Raw genomic sequence first — 15,051 nt, 5'->3', positions numbered from 1 at the left:
CGCCCGAAGTCCTTCACGATGCCGTCGGCGTCGCGGAGCACCCTGCGTAGGTCGGCGGTGTAGGCCATCCGGCGGGCGTCCTGGGCCGGGATCGGGGTGCCGTCCTCCAGAAAGGCCGGCTCCTCCGATTGGCCGGTCAGGGTCTGCTCAGTCACGGACACGTGCATGACCGTGCGCCGCCCACCCTGCGAGAGGCGGATGGCCAAAGCGTCGGCCATCCGGCGGGCGTGGCTGCGCACATCGGTGCTGTCGGCCTTGACCGCCAAGGGTTCCAGCCACGTCTTCAGCTGCATCTTCAACTCGGGGTCCAGCAGCCCGCTCAGGCGGCCCATCCCATCCGCGGTCTCGGCGATGGTGAGGTGCTGGCGTTCGGTCTTGGCCGCCGCCCGCGCCAGCCTCCCATCCGGGTCGATCGTCTCGAAGATGGTCTGGCCGGCGCGGGCCACGTCCTCCACCGTGGAGGCTGATGCCCGCGCGAGTTCCAGCAGGATCGGCTCGGCCAGCACCGTCTCCGCATCATCCAGATGACGGGTGGTGGAAGCGATCGTCGCCGCATACCCGAACGACAGCCGGCCGGAGGCGAGCAGGTGAGCGGTGTGGGGCAGGCGCGGCAGTTGCCGGGCCAGGGTGACGCGTTCCGCGGCGCGGGCGGTGCGTGAGCCGGTGGCCGCTGCCAGCCACGCCCCGATCGATCGCCGCCCGAACAGGTGATGCCCTTTCCCGGCCTCGGCCAGGCGGAGGCGGGCGGCCATGGCGGCTTCGGCCAGATCGATCGCCCGCGCCAACGCCACGATCTCGGCCATCGCCACCTCAGCCTCACCACCAAACCCAGCTCCAGCCCCAGGCCCGGCCCCAGCCCCAGGCCCGGTCCCGGTCCCAGCCCTGGCCCGAGACCCGGTCTCGGTCCCAGACCTGGCCCCGGTCTCGGCCCCAGACCCGGTCTCGCCTGGCACGTTCGCTGTACCTGCGGCCAGCCGCTCGGCCCGAGCGAGCAGGTCCATGACGTCGCGGCCGGCAAGGTTCAGGTCGGGCCAGTCCCCCACCCGGCCATCACCACCAGCAGCGGCCGGGCCCACACCGTCCTGGCCATCACCGCCAGCCCTGGGTGCATCAGCGCCGCGGCTGTCGCCGGCAGCGCCCCAGCCAAGAGCGTTCCGACCACCACGACCAGCGCCTCGTTGATCATCGCCAGCGGTCCGGCCGCCGACGCCGTGGCCCTCACCACCCCGGCCATCGGTGGCAACGCCTCCGCCATCACGACCAGCGCTCCGGGAGTCACCGCCAGCACCTCGGCTGTCGCAGCCAGCACCTTGGCGATCAGCAGCAGCGTCCCAGCCATCGGCGGCAGCATTCCCAGCAGCCCGCCGGTCGCCGCCCCGCCGGTCCCCGTCCTGCCGGCCCGAGTTGTTCCGCTGCCGATCACCACGACCAGCACGCAGAGGGCCCTTCGCAGGCGACTCGTCGAGGGTGGGACGGCGGCCCTGCCAGATCCCGTCCCAGGCCGACAGGCCGGCACGGTTGTACCCGGGCCGCGGTAGCTCGTCCCGGCCGGGAAGAGCACCGCCATCGCACCCGGGACGCTGCGGCTCGGCCCCGCGACCAACCTCTTCTCCTGGCTCGGCCGTCCGGTCGCCGGAGCAGGCGGGCTCTACGGGAGCGGGCATGATCGGCCATCGTGCCGGACCCGAAGGCCGGCCACCGCCGCCAGGCTTCTGGTCTTCTGCCGCATCAGGGAGGCCGAGCAGCCGCCGGGCCCAGGACAGCGTCTCGTCCGGCTCGCCGCGTCGCCCACCTCGCCCGGCAGAACGCGTCGTGTCATTCAGTACGGGATCAGGAACTTCTCCGCCGTCACTGGCGCTGCGGGCGCGGTCGAGGAGAACCGCGCCGTAGGAGTCGCCGGCGAAGCGATCGGATCCGATGAACGGCGTGTGCCGCCTGGCCCCGCGCCGCCGTCGCGATGACGTGGAAGGCGCGGCGGATGAGCGGGGCGCAGGTGTGTCTTCCGGTCGGTGCGACAGCAGGACGCCACCCGAAAGCATCATCTCTTCACACCCCCGCTCCCGCTCTGATGGTCGATGCTCTGCGAGGATATCGCTCACACGTTCGATATGCAACTCTGAGTAGTCACACTTGTACTCTTTGTGAGCATCGGGTCCGGCATTCCGGTTGGGGGCATTCGCGAATGGCAGGGTGACAGCGTTGTCGCGATGTAGGCGGACTTCGTGGAAGAGGCCGAGAAAGCGGTGACGGCCCGGGACATGCGAGAGCGGCGCGCCGAAGACGGGACCCTGGGGCGATTCGGCGATAGCGGCGGATTGAAGGGGTGGAGGGCGTTGACCGGGCCGGTCCCGCGCCAGGCCGGCACGAGTTCACCGGCAGGCCGGTAGCCGACGGGTGCGAGAGCGAGCTGCGCGGCCGTGGACAGCGGCCCCTGCCCGCCCACGCCGACGCGCTCACGTCCGCAGGCACCACGACCGGCATCCTCCAGTACGCCGAGCACGCGAGGGGCGCGAGAGCGAGCTGCGCGGCCGTGGACAGCGGCCCCTGCCCGCCCACGCCGACGCGCTCACGTCCGCAGGCACCACGACCGGCATCCTCCAGTACGCCGAGCACGCGAGGGGCGCGAGAGCGAGCTGCGCGGCCGTGGACAGCGGCCCCTGCCCGCCCACGCCGACGCGCTCACGTCCGCAGGCACCACGACCGGCATCCTCCAGTACGCCGCGCGGCGGCCGAGGAACCTCGGCCGCCGCTGCCCGCGCCCGCGCTGACGCGCTGAGGCCAACGGCTCGTCGGCCCGCGCCACGCGCACCCGAGCGCGCAGCCGGGACGGCGCCGTACAGCCCCGATTCCCTGCAAACCGGGCTCCCTGCAACCCGGCCGCACGGCGGACATGGGCCCGGACAACGCGGACCCCCTGCAAGCCGAGCGCGCGGCAGCGAACGGGGCCGGACGGCGCAGACCCTGGAAGCCGACCGCGCGTCCGTCCCGGTGACGGCCCTCGAACGCGAGCGCCTTCCCCGCGAGCGCCTTCCCAGCGGCCCTTTCCCGACGGCCCTTTCCCGACGGCCCTTTCCCGACGGCCCTTTCCCGACGGCCCTTTCTCGGCGGCCCTTTCTCGGCGGCCTTTCCAGGGGTACTCCCGGGTGGTCCTCCCCGCCCCACAGCCTTTTCAGGGGCACTCCCTGATGTCCATCCCCGGCGGTTCTTTCTGGGTGGTCCGTTCCGCCGAGCGAGGAGTGGTGGTCAGATCATGGAGCGCATCGGGCCGTTCGGCGGTTCGATGTCGAGCTGGGTGAGCGCGGAGACGTGGAAGACCGAGCCGGGCACGTGGATGGCGTGCGCCAGGCCCATGTGCGCGTCCCGCCAGAAGCGCTGGATGGGGTTGTCCATGCGCATGGCGTTGCCGCCCGAGCGGGCCACGATCTCGTCGACCGCGCGCACCGCCCGCCAGGCCGCCGCGACCTGGGTCCGCCGGCCGACCGCGCGCTCGTCGAAGGTGACCTCGCGGCCGGAGGCGACGATGTCGTACATCCGGGAGGCGTTGTCGAGCAGCGCCGAGCGGGCCGCCGCGATCTCGGCCGCCGCCTCGCTGATCGCGTACAGCACGTACGGATCGTCCTTGATCCTGGTGCCGGTGACCTGCACACGGCCCCGCTGGTACGCCATGTGGTGCGCGAGGGCACCCTCGGCGATGCCGATCACCGATGCGGTGATGCCGAGGGGGAACGCGGCGGAGAACGGCAGGTGGTAGATGGGGTTGGTCAGCCCGGCCTCCTTGGCCGCGGAGCCGTCCACGACCTTGGTGTACTGCAGGGTGCGGTACTCGGGGACGAAGGCGTCCTTGACGATGATGTCCTTGCTGCCGGTGCCGCGCAGGCCGACGACGTCCCAGGAGTCGTCGACGATCTGGTAGTCGGACCGGGGCAGGATCAGGTGCATGGACACGGGCGGCTGGGCCATCTTGCCCTCGTCGTCGCCGAGGAAGCCGCCGAGGAAGATCCAGTCGCAGTGGTCGGTTCCGGACGAGAACTGCCAGCGGCCGTTGAAGACGTACCCGCCGTCCACGGGCCGGGCGACGCCCATCGGCGCGTACGGCGAGGCGATCCAGGTGTCCTGGTTCTCGCCCCAGACCTCCTGCTGCACCCGGGGGTCGGCGAACGCCATCTCCCAGGGGTGGACGCCCACCACGCCGGCGACCCAGCCGGTCGAGCCGTCGAGGCTCGCGATCTTCATCACGGTCTCGGCGAAGTCCCGGGGGTGGAACTCGAGGCCGCCGTGGGTCTTCGGCTGGAGCATCCGGATGACGTTCGACTCGCGCAGCACCTTGGCCGCCTGGTCGTCGAGTCTGCCGAGGGCCTCGTTCGAGGAGCCGAGGGCGCGCAGTTCCTCGGCACGCTGGTTGATCGCCTCGAGTACCTGGTTGGTCATTCCTTCTCCCGCTTCCCCGCGAGTGCGACTGCGATTTCGATGAGCTGGTCTTCCTGCCCGCCGACGAGCTTGCGCCGCCCGGCCTCGATGAGGATCTCGGCGCCCGAGACGCCGTACTTCCTGGCCTGGCGGTCGGCGTGTTTGAGGAAGCTGGAGTAGACCCCGGCGTAGCCCATGGTCAGTGAGAGCCGGTCGAGCAGGCACTCGCCGTCCATGATCGGGCGCACGACGTCCTCGGCGGCGTCGATGATCTTGAGAATGTCGATGCCGGTGCGGATGCCGAGCTTCTCGGCGACCGCGGCGAACGCCTCGACGGGGGTGTTGCCGGCCCCGGCCCCGAACCTGCGGGTCGAGCCGTCGATCTGGAGCGCCCCGGCGCGTACGGCGAGCACCGAGTTGGCGACGCCGAGGCCGAGGTTCTCGTGGCCGTGGAAGCCCACCTGGGCGTCCGCCCCCAGCTCGGCGACCAGGGCGGAGATGCGGTCGCCGGTCTGCTCCATGATCAGGGCGCCGGCGGAGTCGACGACGTACACGCACTGGCAGCCGGCGTCGGCCATGATGCGCGCCTGCTTGGCGAGGACCTCCGGCGGCTGGCTGTGCGCCATCATCAGGAAGCCGACGGTCTCCAGGCCGAGGTCCCTGGCCAGCCCGAAGTGCTGGACCGAGATGTCCGCCTCGGTGCAGTGGGTGGCGATCCGGCAGACGCTCGCGCCGTTGCCGGCCGCCTCGCGGATGTCGTCCTGGACGCCGAGGCCGGGCAGCATCAGAAAGGCGATCTTGGCGCGCTTCGCCGTCTTGACGGCCGCCTTGATCAGCTCCTGCTCCGGGGTGTGGCTGAAGCCGTAGTTGAACGACGAGCCGCCGAGGCCGTCGCCGTGCGTGACCTCGATGACCGGCACCCCGGCGTCGTCCAGGGCCGCGACGATGGAGCGGACGTGCTCGACGGTGAACTGGTGCTGCTTGGCGTGCGAGCCGTCGCGCAACGACGAGTCGGTGACCCGGATGTCGAGGTCGGCGCTGTAGGGCATGGATGGCTCTCCTTGGACGGGTGAGGCGGACTAGGACGGCACGCGTGCGGAGACGACGCGCTGCGCGAAGCCCTCGCCGACCTTGGTGGCGGCGGCGGTCATGATGTCGAGGTTGCCGGAGTACGGCGGGAGGAAGTCCCCGGCGCCCTCCACCTCCAGGAAGACCGCCACCCGGGCCAGCCCGCCGCTCACCGGCGTCGGGTCGTCGAACTGCGGCTCGGCGCGCAGCCGGTAACCGGGCACGTACGAGGCGACCGAGGCGATGACGTCGTGGATGGACGCGGCGACGGCGTCGCGGTCCGCGTCCTCGGGGATCGAGCAGAAGACGGTGTCCTGCATGAGCATCGGCGGCTCGGCCGGGTTGAGGATGATGATCGCCTTGCCCCGCTGGGCGCCGCCGATCGTCTCGATGCCGCGGCTGGTGGTCTTGGTGAACTCGTCGATGTTCGCCCGGGTGCCGGGGCCGGCCGACGGGGAGGCCACGCTGGCCACGATCTCGGCGTAGGCGACCTCGGTGACCCGGGAGACCGCGTGCACGACGGGGATCGTGGCCTGGCCGCCGCAGGTGATCAGGCTGACGTTGGGCGCGTCCAGGTGGGCGCCGAGGTTGACCGCGGGCACGACGGCGGGGCCGAGCGCGGCCGGGGTCAGGTCCACGGCCTGGATGCCGAGGGCCTGGTACTTCGGCGCGTTGACCTTGTGGACGTACGCGGACGTGGCCTCGAAGACGATGTCGGGGCGCTCGTCCTGGGCGAGCAGCCAGTCGGCGCCCTCGGCCGAGGTGATCAGTCCGTGCGTCTCCGCCCGCTTCAGGCCGGGGCTGTCCGGGTCAACGCCGATCACCCAGCGCGGCTCGATCAGGTCGGAACGCAGCAGCTTGTACATCAGGTCGGTCCCGATGTTGCCCGAGCCGACGATGGCGGCGGTCGCCTTGGTCACTGTCTCACCCTCATTCGAATCGAGCGGTCACGGAGCCGAGCCCGGCGAACTCGGCGCGGAAGGTGTCGCCGGGGCGCGCGTCCACGGCGCGCGTGCAGGATCCGGGGAGGATCACGTGCCCGGCTTCGAGCTTCACTCCGAAGGAGGCCACCTTCCTGGCCAGCCACGCCACCGCGGTGGTCGGGTCGCCCAGCACCGCGTCCGTGTTGCCGCGTGCGATCTCGGTCCCGGCCGGGGAGCCGTCCACCGCGTACAGCACGGCCTCGATGCCGGACGGGTTCAGATCCTTGGGGCTGACCCGGGCCGCGCCGAGGAGCACGCCCGCCGAGGACGCGTTGTCGGCGATGGTGTCGGCGAGGCCGATCTTCCAGTCGGTGATCCGGCTGTCGATGAGCTCGATGCTCGGCACGATGTACTCGGTGGCGGCGAGCACGTCCTCCTCGGTGCATCCCTCGCCGGGCAGGCTCGCGCCCAGCACGTAGCCGATCTCCACCTCGATCCGCGGGTAGCAGTACGCGGCCGCCTGGATGGGCGTGTCCTCCGACAGCACCATCGTGTCGAGCAGGTGCCCGTAGTCGGGCTCGTCGACGCCCATCATGCGCTGCATGACCAGGGAGGACAGCCCCACCTTGTGCCCGTACACGCGGGCCCCGCCGGCGAGGCGCCTGCGGATGTTGACGAGCTGGATCTCGTACGCGTCGACGACGTCGATGCCCGGGAACGACTCGGTGAGCGGGGCGATCGGTCTCCGGTCCCGCTCAGCGGCCCACAGTCGCTCGGCCGCGGCCACGCGTTCTGCCGCCTCCAGCATCCGCTTCCTCCTGGATCGTCGGGCCGTGCCCGTCCGGGCAGGCTCCTGCGTCAAAGGTTCCAGTCATGGTTCGCCGGTCGCGCCGCGTCTCCCGCTGAGTGGGAGTCGCCCGCGCGCGGCCGGAAGGTCAGGCGTCGAAGGTGACCCTGAGCCGCTCGCTGACCGGGATCGCCTGGCAGGCCAGGATCAGGCCGTCGGCGAGGTCCTGCTTGTCGAGGACCGTGTTGTGCTCCAGCGTGACCTCGCCCTCCAGGAGGACGCAGGCGCACGCGCTGCACGAGCCCTCGCGGCAGGAGAAGGGCGCGTCCAGGCCGGCGTCGAGCAGCACGTCGAGCAGCTTGTTCCCCCTGGGCCAGGTGACGGTCCGCGTCTCGCCGTCCAGCTCGACCTCGACCTCGCTGACTGGGCCCACGTCGTCGATGACGACACCGGGGTCGGCGAACGGGTCGCCGGCGAGCGAGGTGAAACGCTCCACGTGCACCCGGCGCTCCGGCACGCCGAGGCGGGCCAGTACCGCGACCGCGAGGTCCATGAAGGGCTCGGGGCCGCAGACGAACGCCTGCCGATCCGTGTACGGCCGGGTCAGCGCGGCGAACCCGGCGGCGGTCGGGAGTCCCTGCACGGACTCCAGCCAGTGGACGACGGTCAGCCGGTCGCCGTACTCGGCACAGAGGGTGATCAGCTCGTCCCGGAAGATCACGGAGTGCTCGTCCCGGTTCGCGTAGATCAGGGTGACCGCGCCGGTCCCGCCGTACAGGCAGGACTTGAGGATCGACATGACCGGCGTGACGCCGCTGCCTCCCGCGAAGAGGAGGAAGTCCTGGTCGAGCGAGTCGGGGGTGAACGTGCCCGACGGCCGCAGCACCTCGAGGGTGTCGCCCTCGGCGACGTTGTCGCAGATCCAGTTCGACGCGTAGCCGTCCCGCACCCGCTTCACGGTCACCTTGAGCTTCTCGCCCCGCACGGGGGAACTGCACAGGGAGTAGCAGCGCGCGACCGCGCCCTCGCCCTCGGCCGGCACCCGGACGGTGAGGAACTGGCCGGGGCGGTAGGCGAATCGGTCCCGGCCGTCCTCGTCGGGTTCGAGCACGAGCGAGTGCGCGTCGGCGGTCTCCCGGATGACCTCGACGACGCGCACCCGCAGAGGGCCCGGCTGGGTCATGCGCGGGCTCCGGTGACCCCGGCGGCGTGCCGCGCGGCGATGTAGCCGAAGACGATGGACGGGCCGATGGTCGCGCCGGGGCCGGCGTACTCGTTGCCCATCACCGACGCCGACGTGTTGCCGGTGGCGTACAGGCCCTCGATCACCGTGCCGTCCTCGCGCAGCACCCGGCTGTGCTCGTCGCAGACGAGGCCGCCCTTGGTGCCGAGGTCGCCGGCCTCCACCCGGAACGCGTAGAACGGCGGCCGGTCGATCACGTCCATGTTCGGGTTCTTGAGGGTGGGGTCGCCGTAGTAGCGGTCGTACGCGCTGTCGCCGCGGCCGAAGTCCTCGTCCTTGCCGCTGCCGGCGAAGCCGTTGAAGCGCTCGACGGTCTCGGCCAAGGCGGTCGGCGGGGCGCCGATCTTCCCGGCCAGCTCCTCGATCGTGTCGGCGCGGAACGCGATGCCCGCGTCGTAGAACTCCTTGGGGATCGGCATGCCGGGCAGGATCTGCGCGAAGGGATAGCGGGCGCGCGCCTTGGCGTCCATCACGAACCACACCGGGACGTGCCCGCCTGCGAGCTGGTCGTGGACGAAGTTCACGTACGGCGACGACTCGTTGGTGAACCGCTTCCCCTCCGACGACACGATGATCGACGGCGGGATGCAGCGTTCGGAGACGAGCGGGATCGTCGCCCCGGCCGGGTGCCGCACGGCGGGCATCCACCAGGCGTCGTCCATGAGGTCGAGGGCGGCGCCGAGCCGCTCGCCGGCCAGGATGCCGTCGCCGGTGTTCTCCCGCGCGCCCATGCTGTAGTCGTCGTGGCCGCCGTCCGGCAGGTACTTGGCGCGCAGCTCGGGGTTGTGCTCGAACCCGCCGGTGGCCAGCAGCACGCCCTTCCTGCCGCGCAGCCGCACGGCGCGGGTGCCGCCGCTCTCGTCCCGGCGTTCGGCGACGATGCCGGCGACCGCGCCGTGCTCGTCGACGACCAGTTCGGTCATGGCGGTGCGCAGCCACAGCGGGACGCCGGCGTCCTTGAGCGCCATCCGCAGCCGGGCGACGAGCGCGCGCCCGCCGGTGGCCATGTGACGGCGGCGGACCATGTTGGAGGACACCCGCCAGGCGGCCACGACCGAGGCCCACCGTCCGCGCCAGGTGCGCTTGACCATGGCGAGGTCGTGGTAGTCCTTGCTGGTGATCCAGAGGCCGAGCGGCCCCTTCATGCTGTTGGGACGCTGGTACTTCTCGTCCTCGCCGAGCTTGCGGGTGTCGAACGGCTTCGGCTCGACCGAGCGGCCGAGCGGGCGGCCGCCCTCCAGCTCGGGGTGGTAGTCGGCGTACCCCTTGGTCCAGAAGAAGCGCATCCACCTGCTCCGGCCGAGCAGTTCCATCGCCGCCGGACCGTTGTCCACGTACGCGTCGAGCCGCGCGGCGGGCACCCGGCCCGCGGTGAGCAGGTCGAGGTAGCGGCGGATCGACTCGCGGCTGTCGGCGTGGCCCTTCGCCCGCAGGGTCGGGTTGTTGGGGATCCAGACGCCACCGCCCGAGATCCCGGTGGTGCCGCCGAACATCCGGCCCTTCTCGACGACCAGGACGGAGAGCCCGCACTCGACCGCGGTCAGCGCGGCCGTCATGCCGCCGCCGCCGCTGCCGACGACGATCAGGTCGTACTCGTCGTCCCACTCCGCGCTCATGCGTTGTCCTTGCGGGTGAGGAAGGCGAGCACGGCGCTCTCCCAGGCGGCCTTCTGCTCGATCATGACCCAGTGCCCGCAGTTGGGGAAGATGTGCAGCTCGACGTCGGGGATGGTGCGCATCGGCACGATCGACATGTCCACCGGGCTGACCCGGTCGTCGCGCCCCCAGGTGATCAGTGTCTTGGCCTTGAGCCGGTGCAGCATCGCCCAGTACGGCGGGGCGTCGGAGGCCGCGGCGGCGGCCTGGGTCGCGGCGAACGCGGCCTTGCCGTACATGCGGCGGGCGCCGGCGAGCGTGTCGGGGTCGGTGGCCTGGGTCCACCGCTCCTCGATCAGCTCCTCGGTGACCAGGGCCGGGTCGTACACCATGGAGTGCAGCCACTGGACGAGCCGCTCGCGGGTGGGCTCCTCGGTGAACTCCATCAGCAGCTTGATGCCCTCGCCCGGACCGGGACTGTAGAGGTTCCTGCCGATGCCGCCGATCGTCACGAGGCGGCGGACGCGGTCGGGGTGGGAGATGGCGACCTGGGCGCCGATGATGCCGCCCATCGAGTTGCCGATCACGTCGACCTGGTGGAGGCCGAGCCCGTCGAGGAAGCGGATCACCGCCGCGTTCGCGGCGAGCATCGGGTGCTCGCCGGTCGGGTCGCTCACGCCGAAGCCGGGGAACTCCAGGACCAGGCAGCGGAAGTGCTCGGCGAAAACGGCGAGGTTGCCGCGGTAGTTGCGCCAGCCCGTGACACCGGGGCCGGAGCCGTGCAGGAGCAGCAGCGGCGGGCCGTCGCCGGCCTCGTGATATCGCAGGACGCCCTTGTCCGTCGCGAGCTCGCGCATCGTCGACTCGTAGGTCAGTTCCGTGGTCATCGTCCGCTCCGGTCATAGGAATGTCAGCTTGCTGGGACGGTAAGCCAGCGGCCGCGTCCCCCGCGCGGGCCGATCCCGATGAGCGAGACCGGTGCCGGGCCGTCCGGCGCCCCTTCGAGGGGTGTTCGGCGGCCGGACCGGCCTTCCACTGATTGAGACGGACTTCTGCCTGGGGGGCACCTCGTCCTACGTTCGTTTCCAGAGCAATCACAACGGCCTTGATCGAACGAGGGGAAGCCCCATGACGACCGACCCGCTCTCGACGGAGCCCGCCGATATCGCTCCGCCCACGCCGCTGGAGCTGCGCCGCGCGATGGGGGCGTTCGCCAGCGGTGTCACCGTGGTGACCGGGATCGACGAGGGCGAGCCGGTGGGCTTCGCCTGCCAGGCGTTCTCATCGGTTTCGTTGGAGCCGCCGCTCGTGCTGTTCTGCGCGGACCACAACGGCCGCGCGTGGCCCAGGATCCGCAAGTCCGGGCGGTTCTGCGTCAACGTTCTGGGTGAGGACCAGGTCGACGTCTGCCGCCGGTTCGGTTCGAGCAAGGGCAGGAAGTTCGAGGACCTGGACTGGGCCCTCTCCCGGTGGGGCTCGCCGGCCCTGCGCGACGTGCTGCTCCGCGTCCACGCCGAGGTCGAGGACGTGCACGTGGCCGGGGACCACGACGTCGTGATCGGCCGGGTGCTCCAGGTGGAGACGGTCGCCGAGCAGCGTCCGATGATCTTCTTCAAGGGCCGGTTCGGCATCGACGAGGACGAGCCGCAGATCGCGCCGAACCTGTGGGGCTGGGGCGACCACTGGGGGTAGGCCCTCGCGCCGTGTTTCTCTTGGTCGTCCGCGCGGGGGACGCCGCCCGGTCCCCCACGGGGGCCGTCAGAGCCAGTCGCCGTTCTGGCCGGTCTCCATGAGCCGGTTCAGGGTCTCGGACGACCACGTCTGGTCCGGCACGGCCACCATGAGGCGGGCCCGGCGCGGGGCCGCGAGGTCGGGGAAGAGGGCCAGCGACGCCTGCCGCGCGGCGTCGATCACCAGCGGCGCGACCTTCTCCAGCGGTGTCCGGGGGTCGCCGACGAGGGAGATGCTGGCGACGGGGCCCTCGTAGCCGCGGATCGCCGCGGCGACGCAGGCGATGGTGGGGAAGCACTCCCCCCGTTCGAAGGCCAGCCCGTGCCGCTGCCGGATCCGGTGCAGTTCCTGGTGCAGGGTACTCATCTCGCCGATGGTCCGGTTGGTCATCCGGCTGATGGAGCCGCTGATCCGCGCCTCGACCTGCTCGGGTTCGAGCCAGGCGAGGATCGCCTTGCCCAGGGCGGTGCAGTGGGCGGGGGCGCGGCCGCCCACGCGGGACGGGACCGAGGTGGCGAACCGGCCGCCGACCTTGTCGAGGTAGAACACCTGGGCGCCGTCGAGCACCGCGAGGTGGACGACCATGCCGGTCCTGATCTGCAGCTCGTGCAGCAGCGGCGCGGCCGCCTCGCGGATCTCCCCGTGGCTGCCGTCCCGGCCGCCGAGGCCGAGGGCCCGCTGCCCGAGCCGGTAGCCGAACGTGGTGTGCTCCAGCCAGTTCAGCCGGACGAGCTGGTCGAGGATGCGGTGCGCGGTGGAGCGCGGGAGGTGCGTGCAGCGCGCCACGTCCTCCAGGGTGAGCCGGGTCGAGCGGCCGGCGAAGGCGTCCATGATCAGAGTCATCCGCTCGACCATGGACGGGGGAAGCTCCCGGCGCGCCGGTGCCGCGGCCTGTGCTGAAGGACTGAGAGCGGTCATAGAGTCCTCCTGGCCAAAACTGAAATGAATTCTTGTAACGCGAATGTAGCAACGAGAAGCGCCTCGGGGAAGAGCGAGATCCAACCCCGAAATGTCATCCGATGACCGGTTCTGTACGGCCTGTCGGGCCGTCACACCCCCTTCCGGCACGGGTTCGCCGCGCATACGCGCCGGTGGGGGGACGGGCTCCGTCGGCACCGGATCACCTTTTCGGCTACGCCGTACCTCGGATTTCGGCCCGGTTCCGCTGACCGGGACCGGCGCTCGTCCTCCGGCCCGCCAGCCCGCTAGGAAGGAGCCGGTCAAGGCGAAAGGTGTGCCGTATGCGGATCGGGATCGTGACGCCGGTGGTGGTGCAACTGCCGGGCGTGCGCTCCGAATGGGAGCGCTCAGCCGGGATCGAGGAGATCGGGGTGATCGCCGAGACCGCGGACCGGCTCGGCTACCACCACCTGACCTGCAGCGAGCACGTCGCCGTCCCGGCCGCCGTCGCGGAGGAGCGCGGGGCCGTCTACTGGGACCCGCTGGCCACGCTCGGCTATCTCGCCGCGCGCACCCGCCGGATCCGGCTCGCCACCCAGGTGCTCGTGCTCGGCTACCACCACCCCCTCGCGATCGCCAAGCGGTACGGCACGCTCGACCGGATCAGCGGCGGGCGGCTCACGCTCGGGCTCGGCGTCGGCAGCCTGCGCGAGGAGTTCGAGCTGCTCGGAGCGCCCTTCGAGGGGCTCGGGCCGCGCGCGGACGAGGCCATCGCCGCCCTGCGCGCCGCGCTGTCCCGGCGGGAGCCCGAGTTCCACGGCCACTTCTACGACTTCTCCGGATTCGTGGTCGAGCCGCACGCCCGGCAGGAGCGCGTACCGATCTGGATCGGCGGCCGTACCGCCCGCTCCCTGCGCCGCGCGGCGGCCTACGGCGACGGCTGGGTACCGTTCGGCCTCTCCCTCGACCGGCTCGCCGGGATGCTCGGCGAGGCCGACCTGCCGGACGGCTTCGAGGTCGTGCTCAGCGTCGGCCCGCTCGACCCCGCGGGCTCCCCCGGCGCCACCGGGGACGCGCTGGGGCGGGTACGCGACGCGGGCGCCACGGTCGCCGGCGTCACCATCGCGGCGGCGTCCGCCGAGGACTACCGCGAGCAGCTCCACGCGCTGCGCGACCTGGGGGCCGCGATGGGCATCGCCTTCGGACCGCACGACGGGAGCGCGGAATGACCGACATCGAGCAGCGGCTCGCCCGGTTGGAGCGGCGCCTGAGCGCCGTCGAGGACGAGCTGGCGATCACCCGGCTGATCCTCTCGTACGGCCCGCTCGTGGACAGCGGCAGCGCGGACGCCGTCGCGGCCCTCTGGGAGCGGGACGGCGTCTACGACGTGGACGAGCTGCTGATGAACGGCCAGGACGAGATCAGGGCCATGGTCCTTTCGGACATGCATCAGGGGTGGATCTCCGGGGGCTGCGCCCACGTCGTCGGCCCGCCGCACGTCACCGTGACGGGGGACGAGGCGGTCGCGGCCGGCTACACGATGATGGTCGTCCGGGACGCGGGGTCCGGCGCCTTCCGACTGCGCCGCGCGACCGCCAACCACTGGCGGCTGCGCCGGGGACCGGACGGCTGGCGGGTCGTCACCCGTACCAACCGGGTCCTGGACGGCCGCGCGGAGTCGCCCGAGCTGCTCGCCCGGAAGTTCACCGGCGACTCCGGCGACGAGGGCGCGGCCCCGTCGGCGTGACCCACGCCGGGAGGCGGAGCGCCTTCCACCGCGCGCCCGGTCCGGCCCACCGGATACGGGGGTGGGGTGTGCCGCCGGTAGTGTGAGCCCGTGCGCACTCGGCGGGAGACCCCCAGGAGCGCGGTCGCGGCGGTGCTGCCCAAGCTGGTCCTGCTCGCGTCCGTGCTGCTCGGCGTCGGCCTGAGCCACGCCACCGCGCATTTCTGCGGGATGTCCATGGCGGGCCCCCTGTCGCACGTCACCATGCACGGCATGGCCCCGGCGCCCGCCGGGCGGCACGCGCCGCACGGCTCGGTGGCGGCGCCGCCGATCGCGTCGGCCCAGCAGGTGGCGGCCACGGCGACGGAGCCGCACGCCGAAGCGGCGCACCGGAAGGGGGCCGGCGAGGCCAACCCCTTCGTGCTCTGCCTGACCGCGATCGCCGCCGTCCTGGCCGCCGCGGTGCTGGGCCTGATCCTCCTGTGCCGCTCCTCCGGCGGGGTCACCGCCGGGAGCGAGCGGCCCTCCCGGCTGCCCGCCGTCCGCGGGTCGCCGCCGTCCTTCGCCCTCTCACTCCGGCGCGTCACGGTCCTGCTCGTATAGAGGCTCCCGGGCCGGGCGGAGGCCGGCGGCCCGGAAGCCGCCGCCCGCCTGGTTCCTCCTGGTCCTCT

14 protein-coding genes are annotated in these 15,051 nt (G+C 72.0%); 4 read left to right on the top strand and 10 right to left on the bottom strand.

Features of this window, described 5'->3' with window-relative positions:
* The 9 genes from AWQ68_RS43685 to AWQ68_RS25705 all read right to left on the bottom strand — a co-directional run.
* On the bottom strand, window positions 1-803 hold an 803-nt coding region (locus tag AWQ68_RS43685), incomplete at its 3' end, for a DUF222 domain-containing protein (protein ID WP_169808986.1).
* A gap of 218 nt (window positions 804-1,021) precedes the next feature.
* A complete protein-coding gene (locus AWQ68_RS43680; RefSeq protein WP_066944544.1) occupies window positions 1,022-1,435 on the bottom strand; it encodes a hypothetical protein in 414 nt (137 codons plus the stop codon).
* A 1,808-nt stretch (window positions 1,436-3,243) separates the two neighbouring features.
* Entirely contained in the window at window positions 3,244-4,428 is a 1,185-nt protein-coding gene (locus tag AWQ68_RS25735) for an acyl-CoA dehydrogenase family protein (RefSeq protein ID WP_066944542.1), read from the bottom strand.
* Window positions 4,425-5,456 (bottom strand): 4-hydroxy-2-oxovalerate aldolase, encoded by a 1,032-nt coding sequence (gene dmpG, locus AWQ68_RS25730; RefSeq protein ID WP_066944540.1) that lies wholly within the window; start codon window positions 5,454-5,456, stop codon window positions 4,425-4,427. The genes AWQ68_RS25735 and dmpG overlap by 4 nt, the downstream gene beginning before the upstream one ends.
* Before the next feature lie 30 nt (window positions 5,457-5,486).
* Window positions 5,487-6,395 carry an acetaldehyde dehydrogenase (acetylating) gene (locus AWQ68_RS25725; protein WP_066944538.1) on the bottom strand — a complete coding sequence of 303 codons (909 nt, stop codon included), beginning with the start codon at window positions 6,393-6,395 and terminating at the stop codon, window positions 5,487-5,489.
* Window positions 6,396-6,405: 10 nt separating this feature from the next.
* Window positions 6,406-7,206, bottom strand: coding sequence for a 2-keto-4-pentenoate hydratase (locus AWQ68_RS25720; RefSeq protein WP_066944536.1), 801 nt, complete (start codon window positions 7,204-7,206; stop codon window positions 6,406-6,408).
* 127 nt (window positions 7,207-7,333) lie between these two features.
* Window positions 7,334-8,368 carry a ferredoxin--NADP reductase gene (locus AWQ68_RS25715; protein ID WP_066944534.1) on the bottom strand — a complete coding sequence of 345 codons (1,035 nt, stop codon included), beginning with the start codon at window positions 8,366-8,368 and terminating at the stop codon, window positions 7,334-7,336.
* Window positions 8,365-10,044 (bottom strand): FAD-binding protein, encoded by a 1,680-nt coding sequence (locus tag AWQ68_RS25710; RefSeq protein ID WP_066944532.1) that lies wholly within the window; start codon window positions 10,042-10,044, stop codon window positions 8,365-8,367. Before AWQ68_RS25710 ends, AWQ68_RS25715 begins: the two co-directional genes overlap by 4 nt.
* Window positions 10,041-10,910 carry an alpha/beta fold hydrolase gene (locus tag AWQ68_RS25705; RefSeq protein ID WP_066944530.1) on the bottom strand — a complete coding sequence of 290 codons (870 nt, stop codon included), beginning with the start codon at window positions 10,908-10,910 and terminating at the stop codon, window positions 10,041-10,043. The genes AWQ68_RS25710 and AWQ68_RS25705 overlap by 4 nt, the downstream gene beginning before the upstream one ends.
* Before the next feature lie 241 nt (window positions 10,911-11,151).
* On the opposite strand from AWQ68_RS25705, the gene AWQ68_RS25700 reads away from it, so the two are divergent.
* On the top strand, window positions 11,152-11,715 hold the full coding sequence (locus AWQ68_RS25700) for a flavin reductase family protein (protein ID WP_066944528.1): 564 nt from the start codon (window positions 11,152-11,154) through the stop codon (window positions 11,713-11,715).
* A gap of 66 nt (window positions 11,716-11,781) precedes the next feature.
* On the opposite strand, the gene AWQ68_RS25695 is transcribed toward AWQ68_RS25700, so the two are convergent.
* Window positions 11,782-12,672 (bottom strand): IclR family transcriptional regulator, encoded by an 891-nt coding sequence (locus AWQ68_RS25695; RefSeq protein ID WP_066944526.1) that lies wholly within the window; start codon window positions 12,670-12,672, stop codon window positions 11,782-11,784.
* Window positions 12,673-12,995: 323 nt separating this feature from the next.
* On the opposite strand from AWQ68_RS25695, the gene AWQ68_RS25690 reads away from it, so the two are divergent.
* The 3 genes from AWQ68_RS25690 to AWQ68_RS25680 all read left to right on the top strand — a co-directional run bounded on the left by AWQ68_RS25690 (window position 12,996) and on the right by AWQ68_RS25680 (window position 14,983).
* On the top strand, window positions 12,996-13,883 hold the full coding sequence (locus tag AWQ68_RS25690; protein ID WP_066944524.1) for an LLM class F420-dependent oxidoreductase: 888 nt from the start codon (window positions 12,996-12,998) through the stop codon (window positions 13,881-13,883).
* On the top strand, window positions 13,880-14,401 hold the full coding sequence (locus tag AWQ68_RS25685) for a nuclear transport factor 2 family protein (protein ID WP_066944522.1): 522 nt from the start codon (window positions 13,880-13,882) through the stop codon (window positions 14,399-14,401). Before AWQ68_RS25690 ends, AWQ68_RS25685 begins: the two co-directional genes overlap by 4 nt.
* A gap of 90 nt (window positions 14,402-14,491) precedes the next feature.
* Window positions 14,492-14,983 (top strand): hypothetical protein, encoded by a 492-nt coding sequence (locus tag AWQ68_RS25680; RefSeq protein ID WP_157545703.1) that lies wholly within the window; start codon window positions 14,492-14,494, stop codon window positions 14,981-14,983.
* The last annotated feature ends 68 nt before the right edge of the window (window positions 14,984-15,051 follow it).

The sequence above is a fragment of the Microtetraspora fusca genome, assembly GCF_001570365.1.
GTDB lineage: Bacteria > Actinomycetota > Actinomycetes > Streptosporangiales > Streptosporangiaceae > Microtetraspora > Microtetraspora fusca.
The sequence above is the reverse complement of the archived record's forward strand: the minus strand, read 5'-3'. Positions and strand labels throughout refer to the sequence as shown.

What these genes read in the sequence shown, in the direction of transcription:
- AWQ68_RS25735 (WP_066944542.1), bottom strand. Translation starts at nt 4,428, where the DNA reads ATGACCAACCAGGTACTCGAGGCGATCAACCAGCGTGCCGAGGAACTG.
- dmpG (WP_066944540.1), bottom strand. Translation starts at nt 5,456, where the DNA reads ATGCCCTACAGCGCCGACCTCGACATCCGGGTCACCGACTCGTCGTTG.
- AWQ68_RS25720 (WP_066944536.1), bottom strand. Translation starts at nt 7,206, where the DNA reads ATGCTGGAGGCGGCAGAACGCGTGGCCGCGGCCGAGCGACTGTGGGCC.
- AWQ68_RS25715 (WP_066944534.1), bottom strand. Translation starts at nt 8,368, where the DNA reads ATGACCCAGCCGGGCCCTCTGCGGGTGCGCGTCGTCGAGGTCATCCGG.
- AWQ68_RS25710 (WP_066944532.1), bottom strand. Translation starts at nt 10,044, where the DNA reads ATGAGCGCGGAGTGGGACGACGAGTACGACCTGATCGTCGTCGGCAGC.
- AWQ68_RS25705 (WP_066944530.1), bottom strand. Translation starts at nt 10,910, where the DNA reads ATGACCACGGAACTGACCTACGAGTCGACGATGCGCGAGCTCGCGACG.
- AWQ68_RS25700 (WP_066944528.1), top strand. Translation starts at nt 11,152, where the DNA reads ATGACGACCGACCCGCTCTCGACGGAGCCCGCCGATATCGCTCCGCCC.
- AWQ68_RS25695 (WP_066944526.1), bottom strand. Translation starts at nt 12,672, where the DNA reads ATGACCGCTCTCAGTCCTTCAGCACAGGCCGCGGCACCGGCGCGCCGG.
- AWQ68_RS25690 (WP_066944524.1), top strand. Translation starts at nt 12,996, where the DNA reads ATGCGGATCGGGATCGTGACGCCGGTGGTGGTGCAACTGCCGGGCGTG.
- AWQ68_RS25685 (WP_066944522.1), top strand. Translation starts at nt 13,880, where the DNA reads ATGACCGACATCGAGCAGCGGCTCGCCCGGTTGGAGCGGCGCCTGAGC.